At 67.6% G+C, this 18,454-nt stretch carries 19 protein-coding genes; 3 read left to right on the top strand and 16 right to left on the bottom strand.

Going from position 1 to position 18,454, the window contains the following annotated elements:
• Positions 1–3: 3 nt before the first annotated feature.
• On the bottom strand, positions 4–429 hold the full coding sequence (gene ndk, locus CBM2586_RS09845) for a nucleoside-diphosphate kinase (protein WP_012353167.1): 426 nt from the start codon (positions 427–429) through the stop codon (positions 4–6).
• A gap of 373 nt (positions 430–802) precedes the next feature.
• Between ndk and CBM2586_RS09850 the strand changes: the two genes are divergently transcribed.
• A complete protein-coding gene (locus tag CBM2586_RS09850) occupies positions 803–1,507 on the top strand; it encodes a Bax inhibitor-1/YccA family protein (protein WP_115687355.1) in 705 nt (234 codons plus the stop codon).
• A 67-nt stretch (positions 1,508–1,574) separates the two neighbouring features.
• On the opposite strand, the gene rlmD is transcribed toward CBM2586_RS09850, so the two are convergent.
• Positions 1,575–2,903 carry a 23S rRNA (uracil(1939)-C(5))-methyltransferase RlmD gene (gene rlmD / locus CBM2586_RS09855; RefSeq protein ID WP_115661799.1) on the bottom strand — a complete coding sequence of 443 codons (1,329 nt, stop codon included), beginning with the start codon at positions 2,901–2,903 and terminating at the stop codon, positions 1,575–1,577.
• A gap of 232 nt (positions 2,904–3,135) precedes the next feature.
• Between rlmD and CBM2586_RS09860 the strand changes: the two genes are divergently transcribed.
• Positions 3,136–3,990 (top strand): endonuclease/exonuclease/phosphatase family protein, encoded by an 855-nt coding sequence (locus CBM2586_RS09860; protein ID WP_115687357.1) that lies wholly within the window; start codon positions 3,136–3,138, stop codon positions 3,988–3,990.
• Between the two features lie 21 nt (positions 3,991–4,011).
• On the opposite strand, the gene CBM2586_RS09865 is transcribed toward CBM2586_RS09860, so the two are convergent.
• Genes CBM2586_RS09865 through surE form a run of 5 tightly spaced genes read right to left on the bottom strand, consistent with a single transcriptional unit; the run spans position 4,012 to position 8,660 of the window.
• A complete protein-coding gene (locus CBM2586_RS09865) occupies positions 4,012–4,851 on the bottom strand; it encodes a 3'-5' exonuclease (RefSeq protein ID WP_115661797.1) in 840 nt (279 codons plus the stop codon).
• Positions 4,848–6,035, bottom strand: coding sequence for an RNA polymerase sigma factor RpoS (gene rpoS / locus CBM2586_RS09870; protein WP_115661796.1), 1,188 nt, complete (start codon positions 6,033–6,035; stop codon positions 4,848–4,850). The genes CBM2586_RS09865 and rpoS overlap by 4 nt, the downstream gene beginning before the upstream one ends.
• A 6-nt stretch (positions 6,036–6,041) precedes the next feature.
• On the bottom strand, positions 6,042–6,926 hold the full coding sequence (locus CBM2586_RS09875; RefSeq protein ID WP_115661795.1) for a peptidoglycan DD-metalloendopeptidase family protein: 885 nt from the start codon (positions 6,924–6,926) through the stop codon (positions 6,042–6,044).
• Positions 6,927–6,934: 8 nt separating this feature from the next.
• Positions 6,935–7,855: a protein-L-isoaspartate(D-aspartate) O-methyltransferase gene (locus tag CBM2586_RS09880; RefSeq protein ID WP_115687359.1), complete on the bottom strand. Its 921-nt coding sequence runs from the start codon at positions 7,853–7,855 to the stop codon at positions 6,935–6,937.
• A gap of 52 nt (positions 7,856–7,907) precedes the next feature.
• Positions 7,908–8,660: a 5'/3'-nucleotidase SurE gene (gene surE / locus CBM2586_RS09885; RefSeq protein WP_115663720.1), complete on the bottom strand. Its 753-nt coding sequence runs from the start codon at positions 8,658–8,660 to the stop codon at positions 7,908–7,910.
• Positions 8,661–8,879: 219 nt separating this feature from the next.
• Here surE and CBM2586_RS09890 point away from each other — a divergent pair, with 219 nt between their 5' ends.
• On the top strand, positions 8,880–9,854 hold the full coding sequence (locus CBM2586_RS09890) for an NADPH:quinone oxidoreductase family protein (RefSeq protein ID WP_115661793.1): 975 nt from the start codon (positions 8,880–8,882) through the stop codon (positions 9,852–9,854).
• Positions 9,855–10,040: 186 nt separating this feature from the next.
• Here the strand turns inward: CBM2586_RS09890 and CBM2586_RS09895 are convergent, their stop codons facing one another.
• The 9 genes from CBM2586_RS09895 to CBM2586_RS09935 all read right to left on the bottom strand — a co-directional run bounded on the left by CBM2586_RS09895 (position 10,041) and on the right by CBM2586_RS09935 (position 18,451).
• A complete protein-coding gene (locus CBM2586_RS09895) occupies positions 10,041–10,832 on the bottom strand; it encodes an ABC transporter permease (RefSeq protein WP_115661792.1) in 792 nt (263 codons plus the stop codon).
• A 44-nt stretch (positions 10,833–10,876) separates the two neighbouring features.
• Entirely contained in the window at positions 10,877–11,689 is an 813-nt protein-coding gene (locus CBM2586_RS09900; RefSeq protein ID WP_115687361.1) for an ABC transporter ATP-binding protein, read from the bottom strand.
• 130 nt (positions 11,690–11,819) lie between these two features.
• Entirely contained in the window at positions 11,820–12,863 is a 1,044-nt protein-coding gene (locus tag CBM2586_RS09905) for an ABC transporter substrate-binding protein (RefSeq protein ID WP_115661790.1), read from the bottom strand.
• Positions 12,864–13,094: 231 nt separating this feature from the next.
• Entirely contained in the window at positions 13,095–14,111 is a 1,017-nt protein-coding gene (locus CBM2586_RS09910) for a Bug family tripartite tricarboxylate transporter substrate binding protein (RefSeq protein ID WP_115687363.1), read from the bottom strand.
• Positions 14,112–14,160: 49 nt separating this feature from the next.
• Positions 14,161–15,144 (bottom strand): hydroxymethylglutaryl-CoA lyase, encoded by a 984-nt coding sequence (locus CBM2586_RS09915; protein ID WP_115687365.1) that lies wholly within the window; start codon positions 15,142–15,144, stop codon positions 14,161–14,163.
• Positions 15,141–16,337 carry a CaiB/BaiF CoA transferase family protein gene (locus tag CBM2586_RS09920; RefSeq protein WP_012353185.1) on the bottom strand — a complete coding sequence of 399 codons (1,197 nt, stop codon included), beginning with the start codon at positions 16,335–16,337 and terminating at the stop codon, positions 15,141–15,143. Before CBM2586_RS09920 ends, CBM2586_RS09915 begins: the two co-directional genes overlap by 4 nt.
• 177 nt (positions 16,338–16,514) lie before the next feature.
• A complete protein-coding gene (locus tag CBM2586_RS09925; RefSeq protein ID WP_115661786.1) occupies positions 16,515–17,420 on the bottom strand; it encodes a LysR substrate-binding domain-containing protein in 906 nt (301 codons plus the stop codon).
• A 76-nt stretch (positions 17,421–17,496) separates the two neighbouring features.
• Positions 17,497–18,111 (bottom strand): recombination mediator RecR, encoded by a 615-nt coding sequence (recR, locus tag CBM2586_RS09930; protein WP_010814257.1) that lies wholly within the window; start codon positions 18,109–18,111, stop codon positions 17,497–17,499.
• Positions 18,112–18,118: 7 nt separating this feature from the next.
• Positions 18,119–18,451, bottom strand: a complete 333-nt coding sequence (locus CBM2586_RS09935) for a YbaB/EbfC family nucleoid-associated protein (RefSeq protein WP_012353187.1) — start codon at positions 18,449–18,451, stop codon at positions 18,119–18,121.
• Between the last annotated feature and the right edge of the window lie 3 nt (positions 18,452–18,454).

The raw sequence follows: 18,454 nt of genomic DNA on the forward strand, positions 1-18,454 counted from the left end.
CGATCAGCGGCTGTAGACGTTCATGCCCGGGAAGAAGAAAGCCACTTCCACGGCAGCGGTTTCAGCAGCGTCCGAGCCATGCACGGCGTTGGCGTCGATGCTGTCGGCGAAGTCGGCGCGGATGGTGCCCTTCTCGGCCTTCTTCGGGTCGGTGGCGCCCATCAGGTCGCGGTTCTTGGCGATGGCGTTCTCGCCTTCCAGTGCCTGGATCATGACCGGGCCGGAAACCATGAAGTCCACCAGGTCCTTGAAGAACGGACGCTCCTTGTGGACCGCGTAGAACTGCTCGGCTTCGCCGCGCGACAGGTGCACCATCTTGGCAGCAACGATCTTCAGGCCGGCGGCCTCGAAACGGGCGTAGATCTGGCCAATCACGTTCTTGGCCACGGCATCCGGCTTGATAATCGACAGGGTGCGTTCGATCGCCATGAAAAACTCCGAAAAATGAAGGGGTTACAAATGGATTAAACGTGCAATTCTAGCACGAAGACCATGACGGTTTCGAGGGTCTTGCAGACCTCCGGACGTGCCCGCCGACCCCTCGCGCACATGCCGCTTGCAAGTTGCAAAAACCGCACATTACAACCTTGTCATCCCTGGAACGCAGCGGCGCCGCTAACATCCAATGTGAGCGGCGTCGAACGGACGCGAGCCAGCGCGAAGTGACTGCCGAATTACCGCGCCCTTGCAATCCGGCCTGCCCGATGCCACATTGACGATGGTTCCGTCCGGCTTCCATACGAGTCTTCGCATTTGAATTCTCGCAACGCCGGCGCCTCACCGTTTTGAGACAGGAGTCACCATGGATAACAAGCTGAACACCTACGGTTTCGGCAACAGTGCGTCGACCGTCACTGACGTCGTCGTTCGCAACCGGGTCTTGCGCAACACTTACTGGCTGCTGGCCCTCTCGATGATCCCCACCGTGCTCGGTGCGTGGATCGGCGTGGCCACCGGCTTCAGCTTGATGGCGGGCAGCCCCGGCCTGTCGCTGATCCTGTTCCTGGCCATCGCGTTCGGGTTCTTCTTTGCCATCGAGAAGACCAAGAACAGCAGCATGGGCGTGGTCCTGCTGCTGGCCTTTACCTTCTTCATGGGCCTGATGCTGTCGCGGCTGATCAGCGTCACCTTGTCGTTCTCGAACGGCCCGGCACTGATCATGTACGCCTTCGGCGGCACCGCGGCCGTGTTCGGCGCGATGGCATCGATCGCCACCGTCAGCAAGCGTGATTTCTCCGGCCTGGGCAAGTTCCTGTTCGTCGGCGTGATCCTGCTGATCCTGGCCAGCGTCGCCAATATCTGGCTGCAGCTGCCGGCGCTGATGATCACGGTGTCGGTGATCGCGATCGGCATCTTCTCGGCCTACATCCTGTTCGACGTGCAGCGCGTGGTGAACGGTGGCGAAACCAACTACATCACTGCCACGCTCGCGATCTACCTCGACGTGTACAACGTCTTCGTCAACCTGTTGGCGCTGCTGGGCATCTTCGGCGGCAACCGCGAATGACGGCGCATGCCGCGGCATGAAAAAAGCCGGCCAGTTGGCCGGCTTTTCTTTTGGGCGCCCGCCGCGCTCAGTCGCGGTCGAACACCGCGATCGACTCGACGTGCGAGGTGTGCGGGAACATATTGACCACGCCGGCGCCGCTCAGGCGGTAGCCCGCCTCGTGCACCAGCAGGCCGGCGTCGCGCGCCAGCGTGGCGGGACTGCACGACACATAGACGATGCGCCGCGGCAGCACGTCGCTGCCCTGCTGCGCCAGCTCGCCCAGCGCCTTGCTCACCGCGAGCGCGCCTTCGCGCGGCGGATCGACCAGCCAGCGGTCGAAGCGGCCGAGCGCGGCGATGTCTTCGGCCGTAACCTCGAACAGATTACGGCACGCAAATTCGGTCTTGGCCGCGAGCCCGTTGTATTCGGCGTTGGCCAGCGCGCGCGTGGTCAGCGCCTCGCTGCCTTCGATGCCCATCACCGACTGGCCCTGCGTCGCCAGCGGCAGCGTGAAGTTGCCGATCCCGCAGAACAGGTCGAGCACGCGGTCCTGCGGCTGGGCGTCCAGCAGGCGCAGCGCGCGGCCGATCAGCACGCGGTTGATCTGGTGGTTAACCTGGGTGAAGTCGGTCGGCTTGAACGGCATGCGGATGCCGAACTCCGGCAGCGTGTAGGCCAGCTCGGCGTCGGCCGGGTAGAACGGATAGACCGTATCCGGGCCCTTCGGCTGCAGCCAGAACTGCACTTTGTGCGCATCGGCGAAGCCGCGCAGCAGGTCCTTGTCGGCGTCGGTCAGTGGCTCCAGGATGCGCAGCACCAGTGCGGTCACTTCCTGGCCTACGGCCAGCTCGATCTGCGGCATGCGGTCGCGGATCGACAGCCCCATCACCAGCTCGCGCAGCGGCACCAGCATCGCCGACACGTGCGGCGGCAGGATCTCGCAGCGCGTCATGTCGGCGACGTAGCTGCTCTTGCGCTCATGGAAGCCCACCAGCACCCCGCCCTTCTTGGCCACATGGCGCACCGTCAGGCGCGCGCGGTAGCGATAGCCCCAGTCCGGCCCAGCGATCGGGCGGAACACCACGTCGGGCTTCACCTTCGACAAGTGCCACAGGTTGTCTTCCAGCACGCGCTGCTTGATGGCCAGCTGGGCGCGCGAATCCAGATGCTGCATCGAGCACCCGCCGCAAACGCCAAAGTGCTGGCAGCCCGGCTCGACGCGCATCACGGAGGCCTGCCGCACTTCACCCAGGTGCGCCTGCTCGTAGCTGGGCTTGCGGCGATAGCTGCGATAGCTGACGGTCTCGCCGGGTAATGCGCCCTCGACGAAGATCACCTTGCCCGGCGTGCCGTCCTCGTTGACCAGCCGGCCGACGCCGCGCGCTTCCATGTCGAGGCTGTCGATCGTCACCACGGGGTCGTCCGCGGGCGTTCCGCCCTGGGCGGCACCACGGCCACGGGAGTTCTTTGCGACGGGGGCAGCACCTTCGACGGCCGCAGCAGCCGGCACGGCCGGCGTTTCTTGTGGGGAGGTCACGGCTTGGGACACCAGATAAAACCTGACGTATTGTTTTACGAAAGCGCGATTGTATGCCAGACCGGGCCGGCTCCGTTGGCGTACGTCGGCCCATCGAGGGAGAGCAAGCATGGAACTGATTTCGTGGAACATCCAGTGGGGCCGCGGCGCCGACGGCCGCGTCGACCTGGCGCGGCAGGTCGATACCCTGCGCGCCATGGCCGATGCCGACGTGCTGTGTCTGCAGGAGGTGACGCGCGGCTTTGGCGAACTGCGCGGCGAGCCCGGCGCCGACCAGGTATCCGAGCTGACCGCCCTGCTGCCCGGCTATCACCTGCTCTATGCGCCGGCGGTCGACCGGCGTGGCCGCACCGGCGCGCTCAGGCAGTTCGGCAACCTGATCGCCACCCGGCTGCCGGTGCGCGAGGTGTTCCGCCATGCGTTGCCCTGGCCGGCGGATCCGGAGGTGGCGTCGATGCCGCGGGTGGCACTGGAAGCTACCGTGGAAGCCGGCAGCGCGCGGCTGCGCGTGATCTGCACCCACCTGGAATACTATTCGGCGACCCAGCGCACGGCGCAGGCTGAAGCCCTGCGCCAGTGGCATGCCGAGGCTTGCGGACACACGCGCCGCCCCGGTCGCAGCGAGCAGTGGCCGGGCCCGTTCACGCCGGAGCCCCGGCCGGCCGAAGCCATCCTGTGCGGCGACTTCAACAGCAAACCCGACGATGTCGCCTATCGGCGCATGCTGGAACCGTTCGATGACGGCACGCCGGCCTGGCGCGACGCCTGGCTGCAAGCCCACCCCGGCCAGCCGCATGCCCCGACCTGCGCGCTGCACGACAAGGAACAATGGCCCGAGCCGCCCTTTGCCTGTGACTTCATGCTGGTAACCGAACCGCTCGCCGTACGCATCCGGCGCTGCGAGGTCAACGCCGACACCGATGCCTCGGACCACCAGCCGATCCTGCTGTCGCTGGACCTCTAGGCCGGCACGGCGGCCCGCCCGTCAGTCTTCGTGGTCTTCGGCTTCGGGAGTCAGGCGCTGCAGCCGAAAGGCCTGCAGGTATTCCATCCACTGTTCGCCCGGCAGCTCGGCCAGCGATTCCTGGACGAATTCCATCTCGACGTCGAACTCGCGCGGCGACAGCCCGCCGCGCATCAGCTGGAAGCGGCAGTACATCAGGTAGGTGTTGACGACATCGGTCTCGCAGTAAGCGCGGATCTCGTCGAGCTGGCCGGACTGGAACGCCTGCCACACCTTGCTGCCGTCCATCCCCATCTTGCCGGGAAAGCCGCACAGCTTGGCCAGGTCATCGAGCGGGGCGCTGGCGCGCGGCTGGTACATCGCCAGCAGGTCCATCAGGTCCAGGTGCCGCATGTGGTAGCGGCTGATGTAGTTGTTCCACTTGAAGTCGCGGCTGTCCTCGTCGCGGCCCTCGCCCATCTCCCAGTAGCGCGGCGCGGTGATGCCGTTGACCAGGCCGCGGTAGTGCAGCACCGGCAGGTCGAAGCCGCCGCCGTTCCACGACACCAGCTGCGGGCTGTAGCGCGCGATCAGTTCATAGAACTTCTGGATCAGCGTGGCCTCGCCATCCTGCGGCGTGCCGAGCGAGCCGACATGGAACACCGCCGAGCCGTCGCGGTGCGTGCGCCGGAGCACGCAGGAAATCGCGGCGACACGCTGCAGGTAGTGCGGGAGGAAATCGCTGCCGGTCTTTTCCCGGCGGGCGGAGAACGCATGCTCGGCGACTTCGGCGTCGCTCATCGCATCGGGATGGTCATGCAAACGGCGCAGGCCGGCGACATCGGGAATGGTCTCGATGTCGAATACCAGCACAGGGGTCATAGAACGGCGTCCTTCCTGACACCTTGCGAAGCGAAATGCCGCTTGAGCTTGACCAGCGCCTCCTGCTGGATCTGGCGCACGCGCTCGCGCGTCAGGCCCATCTCCTCGGCAAGCTCTTCCAGCGTGGCGGGCTCGATGTGGTTGAGGCCGAAGCGGCGCTCCACCACATAGCGATGCTTTTCCGACAGGCGCGCCAGCCAGAGCTTCATCAGCCCTTCCAGCTCGCGGTGCGCCACCTCCTGGTCGGGGGCGGCGTTGTGCTCGTCGGAGAGGAAATCCAGGAGGCTCGAGCCGGGATCGAGATCGAACGGCGTATCGAGCGAGGTGGTATGTTCGTTGAGTGCCAGGACGTCCTGCACTTCGTCCGGCGTCTTGCCCAGCAGGTGGGCGATGTCTTCCAGGCTGGCGTCGCGTCCGTCGGTGCCACCCTTCTCCAGATGGCGCTTGGCGCGCAGCACCTGGTTGAGTTCGCGGATCACGTGCACCGGCAGGCGGACCGTGCGCGCCTGGTTCATGATGGCGCGCTCGATGCTCTGGCGGATCCACCAGGTTGCGTAGGTCGAGAAGCGAAAGCCGCGCGACGGATCGAACTTCTCGATCGCGTGCATCAGGCCCAGGTTGCCCTCCTCGATCAGGTCCAGCAGCGGCACGCCGCGATTGAGATAGCCCTTGGCGATGCTGACCACCAGCCGCAGGTTGCGCTCGATCATGACCTGGCGCGCGGCAAAGTCGCCGTCCTTGGCCAGCGTGGAGAAATGCAGTTCCTCCGGCGCCGACAGCAGCGGCTTGATGCTGATGCGGTTCAGGTAGTGCTGGACGGTGTCGGCAGCCAGCTCGGTATGCAGCACCGTGCGGAAATCGTCATGCTCGGCGGTGGCGCTTTCGGTGCCGTTTTCCGCGCTGTCTTCGTCCTCGTCTTCCGACTCGTCCTCGTCGTCGTCGCGCAGATGCCGTTCGTTGCGATCATTGTCGTCGCCGAGCAGGTCGGCCTCGCGCAGGCCCACCGCAGCGGACGTGGCGATGGGCTCGTCGGTCACGGGAAGCATCTCGGCGGCGAGATCGGGCTCGAAGCCTTCTGCATCGGCGCGTTCGTCGGGATGCGCCACACCAGCCTTCACTTCCGGCTGCTTGGGACGGCGAGCCCTGCTGACGGTTCCGGAGGAGACAGTTTTCTGGCGTGGCATGAACCCTCACTGTGGCGGCAGGTACCGCATCGGATCAACCGGTTTTCCGTTCTTGCGAACTTCGAAGTGAAGCTTCACCCGGTCGGTATCACTGTTGCCCATCTCTGCAATCTTCTGGCCTTTCCGGACCGTGGCTTGCTCAGCGACGAGCACCTTGTCGTTGTGCCCGTAAGCGGTAAGAAATGTCTCGTTGTGTTTGATGATGACAAGATTCCCGTAGCCGCGCAAGGGGCCTACGTGAATCACCCGACCGTCATCCGCGGCCAGCACCGAATCGCCCTTCTTGCCCGCAATATCGATGCCTTTATTGCCCTTGTCGTCGAATTTGCCGACCATCTGGCCGGTCGCCGGCCAGCTCAGCTTCATCGAGCCGTCGGCGATCGGCGCCGAGGCCGGCGCAGTCGCTGCTGCGGTCGCTGCCGGCGCTGCCGCCGGCACCGAAGCCGCGGCCGCGGGCGTGGCCGGCGGCGCCACCGGCGTGCCGTTCGGGCGGGCCTGGTCGATCGGCTGGGCCTGCACCGTGCCCGGCGCTACCGGCGTGGTGGCCACGCCCGGCGCAGTGTTGACGTCGGCACCCGGCGGCACGATGCGCAGCAGCTGGCCAACCTCGATCTGGTTCACATTGGTCAGGTTGTTCCACGCCGCCACATCGCGATACGACTGGCCGTTCTCCAGCGCGATACGGTAAAGGGTATCGCCTCGCTTGACCCGATAGTATCCGGGCGGCGCCGGTTCCAGCGTCGCCGCAGTGGTACCGGAGGTGGAGGTACGGTCGACGACCGGCGCCGGCATCGGCGAATTGGCGCAGGCGGCCAGCAGGGCCGCCAGCGACGTCGCCGCAAGCAGTTGTCCGGCGCGTGCGAAATTTTGCGATTTCACGATGTTGTGCATAGTTCGACTCAGATGGTGCCCGATTTTAAGGGCACAAAGAAAACGGCTTCAAGCGCGGTTCGGTGAAAGCGATGGCGGTTGCGCCGCTCGATCAACAGCAGCTGCTGCGTCACGGTCTGGCCGGGCACACCTGCCGGCGGCATCACCGCCACGGGGGCGATCAGGCGCCCACCGATGGCCAGCTGCTCCAGCAGCGCCTCGGGCACCTCCATGCCGGCCGCGGCGAGGATGATGGCCGAGAACGGCGCGGCCTGCGGCAGGCCCAGCATGCCGTCGCCGTAATGCAGGCGCAGGTTGGGCACGCGCAAGGGCCGCAGGTTCGCCTTGGCCTGCTCGTGCAGCGGCCGGATGCGCTCGATTGAAAAGACTTCGCGCGCCACCTGGGCCAGCACCGCAGCCTGGTAGCCGCAACCGGTGCCGATCTCCAGCACGCGCTCCAGCGGCGCCTCGGCGCCCAGGCCCTCGCGCAGCAGCTCGATCATGCGCGCCACCACCGACGGCTTGGAAATGGTCTGCTGGTGGCCGATCGGCAGTGCCGCGTCTTCATACGCCTGCGACGCCAGCCCGGGCTCGACGAACAGGTGGCGCGGCACCGTGGCGATGGCCGACAGCACGCGCTCGTCGCGAATGCCCGCGGCGCGCAGCCGCGCCGCCAGTGCCGCGCGCGCACGCGCCGAGGCCATGCCGCCGCCGCCGGCGGAGGCCGCCGAGGCGCGCTGCTCGACCGCGCTGGCAGGCACCGGCGCGGGCGCCGGCGCCGCGGTGCGCGGCAGGCGCGGCTTGGCCGGCGTGGCGGAAGGGGGCACTGGCGCGGCCGGGCGCGGCGCGCCCACGGGCGGGATGCCGGCGGTGCGCGCGGGCGCGGGCTTGCGCTCGACCACCGCATCGAGCGGCAGCGGGAACTTGTTGCGAGGGGGCGTGGAACTCATCGGGGGCGCGGCGCGGCAAGTCGGCGGCTCGGGCGGCTCGGGACCGGCGGCCCTACTTCAGCCACTGGTCGAGCGCGTCGAGCTGCCCGCGGTGGGTCAGGTCCAGCTGCAACGGCGTGAGCGAGACATAGCCCTGCGCGGTCGCGTGGAAATCGGTGCCCTCGCTGGCATCGCGCGCGTCGCCGGCCGGACCGATCCAGTAATTGGTGTCGCCGCGCGGATTGACCTGCGTGATCACCGGCTGCGACGGATGGCGCTTGCCCAGGCGCGTGGCGCGATAGCCCCGGATATGTTCGAACGGCAGGTTCGGGATATTGACGTTGAGCAGGAACGGCTCGGCTGGCGGCGTGCCGATGATGCGCTCCACCACGGTGCGCGCGACGCGCGCGGCGGCGTCGAGGTGTTCCCAGCCCTTGTCGACCTGCGAGAAGGCCACCGACGGAATCCCGAGCAGGTAGCCCTCGATCGCGGCGGCGACGGTGCCGGAGTAGAGCACGTCCTCGCCCATGTTCTGCCCCTGGTTGATGCCGGACACCACCAGGTCGGGCTTTTCGTCGAGCAGCCCGGTCAGCGCGATATGCACGCAGTCGGTTGGCGTGCCGTTGACGAAGCGAAAACCTTTTTGCACGCCTTCGCGCGCCTCGTAGATCGACAGCGGGCGCTGCAGGGTCAGGGAATTGGAAGCGCCGCTATGGTTCTGCTCCGGCGCGATGACCGTGATCCGGCCCAGCGGCGCGAGCGCAGCATGCAAAACGGCCAGTCCCGGCGCGAGATAACCGTCGTCGTTGGCGAGAAGAATATGCATGCCGCGATTGTACCTGAGCGCAGGCGCGCAAGCGGCCTGCGCGCCGCCCGATCCGGCCTTCAGCGAGGGCGGCCCCGGCGCGGTATGCAGGCCGCAAATGACCGCCTCCACGGCTTCAGCATGAAACAGAACGACCGTGCTATTCGTGCGCTACACTTGCCCCGCCGGCCCGCGTAAGCTTGACTGGCGCGGCATGCCAACCACACCACCGGAGACAAGATGAAAGCCGTACTGTGCAAAGCCTGGGGTCCGCCCGATTCGCTGACCCTCGAAACCCTGCCCGACCTGGTGCCCGGCAAGGGCGAAGTGGTCATCGACGTCAAGGCGGCCGCGGTCAACTTCCCGGATGTGCTGATCATCCAGAACAAGTACCAGGCCAAGCCCGACCTGCCGTTCACCCCGGGTTCGGAACTCGCCGGCGTGGTCAACGCGGTGGGTGAAGGCGTCACCCACGTCAAGCCCGGCGACAAGGTCATCGCCTACCTGGGCAATGGTGCTTTCGCCAGCCAGGCCAAGGCGCCGGCGGCGTCGGTGGTGCCGATGCCGCCCGGCATCGACTTCGAGACCGCGGCGGCCTTCACGCTGACCTACGGCACCTCGCACCACGCGGTGATCGACCGCGGCGAGCTGAAGGCCGGCCAGACCATGCTGGTGCTGGGCGCGGCCGGCGGCGTGGGCCTGGCGGCGATCGAGATCGGCAAGGCCATCGGGGCGCGCGTGATCGCGGCCGCATCGACCGATGAAAAGCTGGCGGTGTGCAAGCAGCACGGCGCCGACGCCCTGATCAACTACAGCACCGAAGACCTGCGCGAGCGCATCAAGGCGCTGACCGACGGCAAGGGCCCGGACGTGATCTACGACCCGGTCGGCGGCATCTATGCCGAGCCCGCGTTCCGCTCGATCGGCTGGCGCGGCCGCTACCTGGTGGTGGGCTTCGCCAACGGCGAGATTCCCCGCCTGCCGCTGAACCTGGCGCTGCTCAAGGGGGCGTCGCTGGTCGGCGTGTTCTGGGGCGATTTCGTGCGGCGCGAGCCCAAGGCCAACCAGGCCAACATGGCGCAGATGCTGGGCTGGATGAAGGAAGGCAAGATCCGCCCGCATATCTCGGCGCGCTATCCGCTGGAGCAGGCCGCGCAGGCGCTCAAGGACATGGAAGCGCGCAAGGTCACCGGCAAGATCGTGATCGTGCCGTAACCACCGCGGGGCAGCGAAGCACCGGCTGACGCGTTGGTGCCGGCCCCGAAAAACTAAGGCGCAGGCAGTGCGGGGAGGTGAACTGACGGTGTCGGTGAACTTCAGCACCCGGCCATGTCCTTGGCCATTTGGGCACTCCCTCTCCCGCTTGCGGGAGAGGGAAGCAAACCGCCACCGAAGCCAGCGTTAAAGCTTCTCCGTCTCCCCGGTCTTCGGCTGCCACTTCATCAGCCGCTTCTCGCCGATGCCGACCATCCAGTCCAGCACCAGCGCAAATGCGGTCAGCACCACGATGCCGGCGAACACGGTATTGATGTCGAAGGTGCCCTCGGCCTGCAGGATCAGGTAGCCCACGCCGCGCGCCGAGCCCAGGTACTCGCCCACCACCGCGCCGACGAAGGCCAGCCCCACCGAGGTATGCAGCGACGAGAACACCCAGCTGGTCGCGCTCGGCAGGTAGACATGGCGCAGCAGCTGCTTCTGGCTGGCGCCCAGCATGCGCGCATTGGCCAGCACCACCGGGCTCACTTCCTTGACGCCCTGGTAGACGTTGAAGAAGACGATGAAGAACACCAGCGTCACTGCCAGCGCAACCTTCGACCAGATGCCCAGGCCGAACCAGACCGCGAAGATCGGCGCCAGGATCACGCGCGGCATCGAGTTCATGGCCTTGACGTAGGGATCGAGGATGGCCGAGGTAAGCGGGCTCAGCGCCAGCCACAGGCCGACGCCGAGCCCCGCCACCGTGCCGATGCCGAAGGCCAGCACGGTCTCGATCAGGGTCACGCCCAGATGCAGGTAGATATCGCGCTCGACGATAAACCAGTTCCAGATGCGTTGCGCCACCATCAGCGGCTCGCCGAAGAAAAAGGCGACCTGCTGCGAGCGCGTGGCCACGTGCCACACGCTGAGGATCACCACCAGCACGAGCAGCTGCCACACGCGCAGCATGCCCTTGGAATCAGTACGGAATGCCATCGGGATTCAGCTCTTGTTGGAATTGGAACGCACGGTGCAACGCTTCAGGCGACCTTGCGCTGCTGGGCGTAGCCCTTGAGCACTTCCTCGCGCAGCACGTCCCAGATCGCGGCGTGCAGTTCGACAAAGCGCGGATGGTTGCGGATCTCGGCGACGTCGCGCGGGCGCGGCAGGTCGATCGCGAACTCGCCGATCGGATGTGTGCCCGGCCCGGCCGACAGCACCACCACGCGGTCGCTCATGGCGATGGCCTCGTCCAGGTCGTGGGTGATGAACAGCACCGCCTTGCGCTTGGCGGCCCACAGCTCGAGCACTTCGTTTTCCATCAGCTGGCGGGTCTGGATGTCGAGCGCGGAGAAGGGTTCGTCCATCAGGATGATGTCCGGGTCCAGCACAAGGGTCTGCGCCAGCGCCACGCGCTTGCGCATGCCGCCCGAGAGCTGGTGCGGGTAGCGGTCGCCAAACCCGCCCAGGCCCACGCGGCGCAGCCATTCCTCGCCCTGCTGCACCGCCTCGGCGCGCGCGGTGCCGCGGAACTCAAGGCCGGCGACGACGTTGTCGAGCGCGCTGCGCCACGGCATCAGCGCCTCGGTCTGGAACATGTAGCCGGCGCGCCGGTTGATGCCGCGCAGCGGCTCGCCGAACACGCGTACCTCGCCGCTGGAAGGCTCCAGCAGGCCGGCGCCGACATTCAGCAGCGTCGACTTGCCGCAGCCGGTGGGGCCGACCACCGATACGAACTCGCCAGGCTGGATCGACAGCGTGACGTCCTTGACCGCGGTATAGCGCTGGCTGCGGTCATCGCGCGAGACAAAGGTGCAGGTGACCTGCTCGAGTGAAAGTGCGGGAATGCTCATGATGAACCGTCTCGTACCCGCCGCGGCCGCGCAGGCAGCGGCGCGGGCGAGTGATGATGGAGGGGCCGTCGCTGCCGCAAAGCAAAGGCCCGCTGCGGGCAGCGGGCCGATGGCGTCGACGGCGGATCGATTACTTGTACTTGGCGTTGGCCTTCTGCACGAACGCGTTGGTATAGGTCTCTTCCAGCTTGATCGACTTGCCCTTCAGTTCGGCGTCGAACTGGCCCAGCGCGTTGAGCGCGGTGCGCGGGCCGTCGGCCGGCATGGTGCCATCCGGCGAGATCGCTTCCTTGACCTTGTCCCACGCGGCCAGGTACAGCGCGCGGTCGCCCAGCAGGTAGCTTTCCGGCACGGTCTTGACGATGTCGGAGGGGCCCGCCTTCTGCAGCCACTTGAGCGCGCGCACCATGGCGTTGGTCAGCGCCTGCGTGGTGTTGGGGTTCTGCTGGATGAAGGCCTGCGACGCATACAGGCAACCCGACGGCATGTTGCCGCCAAACACCGCCTGGGTGTCCTTGAGGGTGCGCGTGTCCGAGGCAATGCGCACCTCGTTCTTCTGCGTCAGCATCGACACCACCGGGTCCAGGTTGGCCATGGCATCGATCTGGCCAGAACGCATCGCCGCCACCGCGCCGGCGCTGGCGCCCACGCCGATGAACGACACGTCAGACGGTTTCAGGCCGGCCTTGGCCAGCACGAAGTTGGCCATCATGTTGGTCGACGAGCCCGGCGCGGTCACGCCGATCTTCTTGCCCTTCAGGTCGGCGATCGACTTGAAGTTGGGCATGGTCTTGTTCGACACCACCAGCACGATCTGCGGGGCGCGGCCCTGCAGCACGAACTCCTGGTAGCGCTGGCCCTTGGCCTGCAGGTTGATGGTGTGCTCGTAGGCGCCCGAAACCACGTCGGCGCTGCCGCCCACCACCGCCTGCAGTGCCTTGGCGCCGCCGGCGAAGTCGACGATCTCGACCTCGAGCCCTTCTTCCTTGAAGTAGCCGAGGCGCTCGGCGATGGTCAGCGGCAGGTAATAGAACAGGTTCTTGCCGCCCACCGCGATGGTGACCTTGGTCTTCTCGGGCTTGCCCTGCGCCTGGGCCTGGCCGAAGGTGAACCAGCCGGCCAGGAACAGTGCCAGCGCGATCAGGAATTGCTTCCAGAACTTCTTGTTATACATGCGAGATCTCCTACCCGTGTGGACTGGCGCCGCGGCAGATGCGAAGGAACAGGGGCGCTGAAAAAAGGCGCTGCAAAGGCCCGCCGGCGGGGGGCGCCGAATGGGGCGCGCCGCGGTGCGGCAATTTGCGATGCTACCGGACGGTGCGGCGCACCGCATCGGTATCAATACCTAGCAAGCCCGCCAGCTTAGCGCCCTTACCTTTCGATCACCTTGCCACGGCCACTGGCATCATTCGGCGTGGATGTCGGCGGACTTGATCACCTTGGCCCAGCGCGCCAGCTCGGCCTTCTGGTATTGCGCCAGCTGCTGCGGGTTCATGTACTTGGCCTCGGCGCCCAGTTCCTCGGCCTTCCTGCGGAAGGCCTCGGTGCGCATGATCTTGTCGATCTCGCCGGTCAGCTTGTCGATCACCGGCTTGGGCGTGCCGGCGGGCGCGTACATCGCGAACCACGACGACACGTCGAGGTCGGGGTAGCCGGCCTCGGGTGCCGACGGCACGTCCTTCAGGCTGGGCAGGCGGGTCTTGCTGGTCACCACCAGCGGACGCAGCTTGCCGGCGGCGATATGGCCCATCAGCGGCGGCGGCGTGGTGATGGTCAGGTCGACCGAGCCGCCCAGCAGGTCGGTCATGGCCGGGCCGGTGCCCTTGTACGGCACGTGCGTGATCCTGGTGCCGGCCATCTGGTTCAGCAGCTCGGTCGACACGTGCTGCAGCGAGCCGTTGCCCGACGAGGCGTAGTTGAGCTTGTCCGGATTAGCCTTGGCATAGGCCACCAGTTCCTTCAGCGACTTGACCGGCAGGCTCGGGCGCACCACCAGCACCTGCGGCGCCGACAGGATATTGGCCACCGGCGCAAAGTCCTTGACCGGGTCCCACGACAGGTTCTTCACCAGCAGCGGCGTGATCACATGGAAGCCCGAGTACTGCAGCATCAGCGTGTAGCCATCGGGCTTGGCGCGCGCCACCAGGTTCGCGGCGATACCGCCATTGCCGCCGGGACGGTTGTCGACCACCACCGGCTGGCCGAGCGCCTTGGACAGCGGCTCGGCGATCATGCGCGCAGCGAGGTCGGTGGTGCCGCCGGCCGCGGCCGATACCACCAGCGTTACCGGGCGCGCAGGATAGCTGCCGTCCTGCGCCAGGGCCGCCGGAGCAAACCACGCCGCGCCGAGTGCCGCCAGCGTGGCGGCGACGGCCCGGCGCCGTGCGGGCATGGCTGGCTTGAGGTGAAGGGCTTGTTTCATCAGGGTCTCCATGATGTCGTCAATGCGTTGTTGTTGTGCGGGTGCCGGGCTATGCCTGCCCGGCGAAATGCCCGGCCATCCAGGCCGGCGGCTGGTGCGTGCGCAGGCGCGGGCCGGCGCTGAGCAGCTGGCTGTGGAGATCGCGCCCGACCAGTTCCGGCATGCCGGCCACCACGTCGAGCAGCGCCCCCAGCTCGACACCGGTCTGCACGCCCATGCAGTCGAACATGTGGACCAGGTCTTCGGTGCTGACGTTGCCGCTGGCACCGGGCGCGTAGGGGCACCCGCCCAGGCCGCCGGCGGCCGCGTCGAAGCGCGTCACGCCGGCCTGCCAGGCGGCCACGGCATTAGCCAGGCCCATGCCGCGGGTGTTGTGCAGGTGGATGGTCAGGCCGGTGGCGGGCAGCGTGGCCTGGAAGCCCTGGCACAGCGCCGCGACCTGGTTCGGATAGGCCATGCCGGTGGTGTCGCACAGCGTGATGCCGGCCGCGCCGGCGTCGGCGAAGGCGCTGGCCAGCGCCATCACCTCGGCGGCATCGATCTCGCCCTCGAACGGGCAGCCGAATACCGTCGACAGCGACACATTGACCGGTACGCCGGCCGCGCCGGCCTCGGCAATCATCGCCAGCAGCTGCTGCCGCGACTGCGCGCGCGTCATGCGCAGGTTGGCGCGGTTGTGGGTCTCGCTGGCCGACATCACCAGGTTGACCTCGTCCGGCCGGCACGACAGCGCGCGTTCCAGCCCGCGCAGGTTGGGCACCAGCGCGGTGTAGCGCACGCCGGGCTGGCGCCGCATGCGGTGCATCAGCGCCTCGGCATCGGCCAGCGCGGGAATGGCGCGGGCCGAGGTGAAAGAGGTGGCTTCGATGCGCGCGAAGCCGCAGGCCGAAAGCGCATCGACGAAGGCGACCTTGGCCTCGGTCGGCACCACCACCGGCTCGATCTGCAGCCCGTCGCGCGGCGCGACTTCATTGATCTCGACGCGGGCCGGGCCGCCCACGACGGTGGCGGCGGGGCTGGCGGCGGCGCTCATGCGATCACCTTGCGCGCGCGCAGGTCGGCGATGGCGGCGTCATCGAAGCCGGCCTGCTTCAGCACCGCATCGGTATGCTCGCCCAGCGCGGGCGCGCGGTCATGGATGGCGCCGGGGCTGGCCGACAGCTTGGGCACCACGCCCGGCACCTCCACGGTCAGGCCGCCTGCGGAAGTGACCGACTCGATCACGCCGCGGGCGCGATAGTGCGGGTCTTCGGCGATGTCCTTGACGGTATAGATGCGGCCCGACGGCACCTGCGCGTCGCGCAGCACCGCCAGCGCCGACTCTACCGTCTGCGTGCGGGTCCAGTCGGCAATCGCGGCATCGATCTCGTCGACGCGCGCCACCCGGCCGTCATTGCGCTCCAGCGCGGGATCGTCGGCCAGGTCGGCGCGGCCGATGGCGAGCATCATGCGCTTGAAGATGGCGTCGCCGTTGGCCGCCACCAGCACGTATTCACCGCTGGCGCAGGGATAGGCATTGGATGGCGCGATGCCCGGCAGCGCGCCGCCGGCGGGCTGGCGCACCGCGCCGAACGCCGAGTATTCCGGCAGCAGGCTTTCGCTCAGGTTGAACAGCGACTCGTAGAGCGCCACGTCGATCACCTGCCCTTCCCCGCCGCGCGCATCGCGCTGGTACAGCGCCAGCAGCACGCCCATGGCGCCATGCAGGCCGGCGATGGTGTCGCCTAGCGACAGGCCGGCGCGCACCGGCGCGCGGCCGGGCTCGCCGGTCAGGTGGCGCAGGCCGGCCATGGCCTCGGCCACCGCGGCAAAGCCGGGCTCGTCCTTCTTCGGCCCGGTCTGGCCGTACCCCGACACGCGCAGCATGATCAGGCGCGGGTTGTCGGCATGCAGCACGTCCCAGCCCAGGCCCCACTTCTCCATGGTGCCGGGACGGAAATTTTCGATCAGCACATCGGCCTCGGCGGCCAGCTTGCGCACGAGCGCCTGGCCTTCCGGCTGGCGCAGGTCGATGCAGACCGATTCCTTGTTGCGCGACTGCGCCTCCCACCACACCGAGGTGCCTTCATGCAGCATGCGCCATTTGCGCAGCGGGTCGCCCTGTCCGGGCGGCTCCACCTTGATGATGTGGGCACCAAAGTCGGCCAGGGTCTTGGCAGCAAAGGGGCCGGCGATGAGTTGTCCGAGTTCGAGGACGCGAATGCCCTCAAGGATCTGTTGCGCCATGGGTGTCTCCGTGCGATGCGGCAGTCTTGTTGCAGTGCGGCAGCGCCATTGACTGGCTTGCCATACATTGCGTTCGAACGGAGTTTGCCCCAGCGCGGGGCCTGCCAGGAATCGGCAATCGGAGAAGCGGGCTTTCTCGGAACGCGAAAGGCTGCCTGCAGCCTCGGCGCGGGCGCGTCAGAACGGCGCGCGGTCCTTGCACAGGTGCGTGATCAGCAGCCGCGCCGACACCGTCAGGCCGGCCGGATCGCGCAGCCCGATCAGCAGCGAGCGCCGCGCCCAGGCGTCCTGCAGCGTCACCAGCGACAGCCCCATCGACTTGACGTGCGGCTCGGCCGCGATGCGCGGCAGCACGCCCACCCCCAGCCCGGCCATCACCATGCGGCACATGGCGTCGAAGCTGCGCACCTGGATGCGCAGCCGGAACGGCCGGTCGAGCCGGCTGCTTTCCTCGAGCAGGCGCGCGGCCAGCGAGGTTTCCTGCGGCAGGCTGACGAAATCGAACTCGAGCGTGTCGGCGTAGTGCACCGGACCGCGCGCGGCGAGCGGATGGTTGGGCGGGGTGATGATGACCAGCTCGTCCTGGCGGTATTCGACCGTCATCAGCCCGGCGGCGGGCGTCCGGTCGGCGAAGATGCCGACGTCGGCGCGGTTCTCGACCAGCGCGGCAACGATGTCGCGGCTGTTCTGCTCTTCCAGCTCGATGCGGATGGTGGGATGGCGCTGCATGAACGAGGCCAGGTCATCGGGCAGGAACTGCGTGATCGCCGAAGTGTTGGCGCATACGCGCACCTGGCCGCGCACCCCGCTGGCGTAGTCCGACATCACACCGGCCATGCGCTCGACGTCCTGCAGGATGGTCAGCGCATGGTGGAAGCAGGCCTGTCCGGCCTCGGTCAGCTGCACGCCGGCGGCGTGGCGGAAGAACAGCGGCGCGCCGACCGCCGTTTCGAGGTCCGATATGCGCTTGCTCGCCGCCGCCACCGCCAGGTGCGACTGGCGCGCGCCGGCCGAGATGCTGCCCTGCCGGGCCACGGCAACGAACAAGCCAAGCGTGACGAGATCGAAGCGGGCCAGGTTCATGGGAGCGGACGGAAAAATGAAAGCGGACGCGCCGGTGGCAGTGCCTGCGCCAGGCACGCCGGCCGGCGCGACGCGCTCAGAGGTTGCGGCGGTCCATCACCGCGCGGGCGATGGTGCCGGCATCGACATACTCCAGCTCGCCGCCCACCGGCACGCCGCGCGCCAGGCGCGACACCTTGAGGCCGCGCGCCTTGAGCATCTCGCCGATGTAGTGCGCGGTGGCCTCGCCCTCGCTGGTGAAATTGGTGGCGACGATGACCTCGCCGACCGGGCCGCCCAGCTCGGGCTCGGTGGCGCGCGCCAGCAGCCGGTCCAGGTGGATCTCGCGCGGGCCGATGCCGTCCAGCGGCGAGAGCCGTCCCATCAGCACGAAATACTTGCCGCGGTAGGTCAGGGTCTGCTCGATCATGACCTGGTCGGCCGGCGTTTCCACCACGCACAGCACCGAGGCGTCGCGGCGGTCGTCCAGGCAGGTCTCGCAGATCTCCTGCTCGGTGAAGGTGTTGCAGCGCTGGCAGTGGCGGATATGGTCGGCCGCGCCGCGCAGCGCATCGCCCAGCTTGCGCGCGCCCTCGCGGTCGTGCTGCAGCAGGTGGTAGGCCATGCGCTGGGCGGACTTGGGCCCGACGCCGGGCAGCACCCGCAGCGCCTCGACCAGCGCCTGCAGCGAAGTCGGCGACGACGCTTTCACAATGGCCTTAGAACGGCAGCTTGAAGCCCGGGGGCAGCGGCAGGCCCGAGGTCATCGAGCCCATCTTTTCCTGCGTGGTGGCCTCGGCCTTGCGCACGGCGTCATTGAAGGCCGCGGCGACCAGGTCTTCCAGCAGGTCCTTGTCCTCGCCCTCGGCCAGCAGGCTGGGGTCGATGGTGACGCGCTTGACGTCGTTCTTGCAGGTCATGACCACCTTGACGAGACCGGCGCCGGACTGGCCCTCGACCTCGATCTGGGCCAGCTGCTCCTGCATCTTCTTCATGTTTTCCTGCATCTGCTGGGCCTGCTTCATCAGCCCGGCGAGTTGACCTTTCATCATGAT

Origin of the sequence: Cupriavidus taiwanensis (genome assembly GCF_900250115.1) — a bacterium.
In the GTDB taxonomy this organism is placed as follows: domain Bacteria; phylum Pseudomonadota; class Gammaproteobacteria; order Burkholderiales; family Burkholderiaceae; genus Cupriavidus; species Cupriavidus taiwanensis_B.

Coding starts and splice junctions, on each gene's coding strand:
- CBM2586_RS09905 (WP_115661790.1), bottom strand. CDS start 12,863: ATGTATAACAAGAAGTTCTGGAAGCAATTCCTGATCGCGCTGGCACTG.
- surE (WP_115663720.1), bottom strand. CDS start 8,660: ATGCATATTCTTCTCGCCAACGACGACGGTTATCTCGCGCCGGGACTG.
- CBM2586_RS09860 (WP_115687357.1), top strand. CDS start 3,136: ATGGAACTGATTTCGTGGAACATCCAGTGGGGCCGCGGCGCCGACGGC.
- CBM2586_RS09865 (WP_115661797.1), bottom strand. CDS start 4,851: ATGACCCCTGTGCTGGTATTCGACATCGAGACCATTCCCGATGTCGCC.
- ndk (WP_012353167.1), bottom strand. CDS start 429: ATGGCGATCGAACGCACCCTGTCGATTATCAAGCCGGATGCCGTGGCC.
- CBM2586_RS09895 (WP_115661792.1), bottom strand. CDS start 10,832: ATGGCATTCCGTACTGATTCCAAGGGCATGCTGCGCGTGTGGCAGCTG.
- CBM2586_RS09875 (WP_115661795.1), bottom strand. CDS start 6,926: ATGCACAACATCGTGAAATCGCAAAATTTCGCACGCGCCGGACAACTG.
- CBM2586_RS09850 (WP_115687355.1), top strand. CDS start 803: ATGGATAACAAGCTGAACACCTACGGTTTCGGCAACAGTGCGTCGACC.
- CBM2586_RS09915 (WP_115687365.1), bottom strand. CDS start 15,144: ATGAGCGCCGCCGCCAGCCCCGCCGCCACCGTCGTGGGCGGCCCGGCC.
- CBM2586_RS09910 (WP_115687363.1), bottom strand. CDS start 14,111: ATGAAACAAGCCCTTCACCTCAAGCCAGCCATGCCCGCACGGCGCCGG.
- rpoS (WP_115661796.1), bottom strand. CDS start 6,035: ATGCCACGCCAGAAAACTGTCTCCTCCGGAACCGTCAGCAGGGCTCGC.
- CBM2586_RS09925 (WP_115661786.1), bottom strand. CDS start 17,420: ATGAACCTGGCCCGCTTCGATCTCGTCACGCTTGGCTTGTTCGTTGCC.
- CBM2586_RS09900 (WP_115687361.1), bottom strand. CDS start 11,689: ATGAGCATTCCCGCACTTTCACTCGAGCAGGTCACCTGCACCTTTGTC.
- CBM2586_RS09920 (WP_012353185.1), bottom strand. CDS start 16,337: ATGGCGCAACAGATCCTTGAGGGCATTCGCGTCCTCGAACTCGGACAA.
- CBM2586_RS09880 (WP_115687359.1), bottom strand. CDS start 7,855: ATGAGTTCCACGCCCCCTCGCAACAAGTTCCCGCTGCCGCTCGATGCG.
- CBM2586_RS09890 (WP_115661793.1), top strand. CDS start 8,880: ATGAAAGCCGTACTGTGCAAAGCCTGGGGTCCGCCCGATTCGCTGACC.
- CBM2586_RS09935 (WP_012353187.1), bottom strand. CDS start 18,451: ATGATGAAAGGTCAACTCGCCGGGCTGATGAAGCAGGCCCAGCAGATG.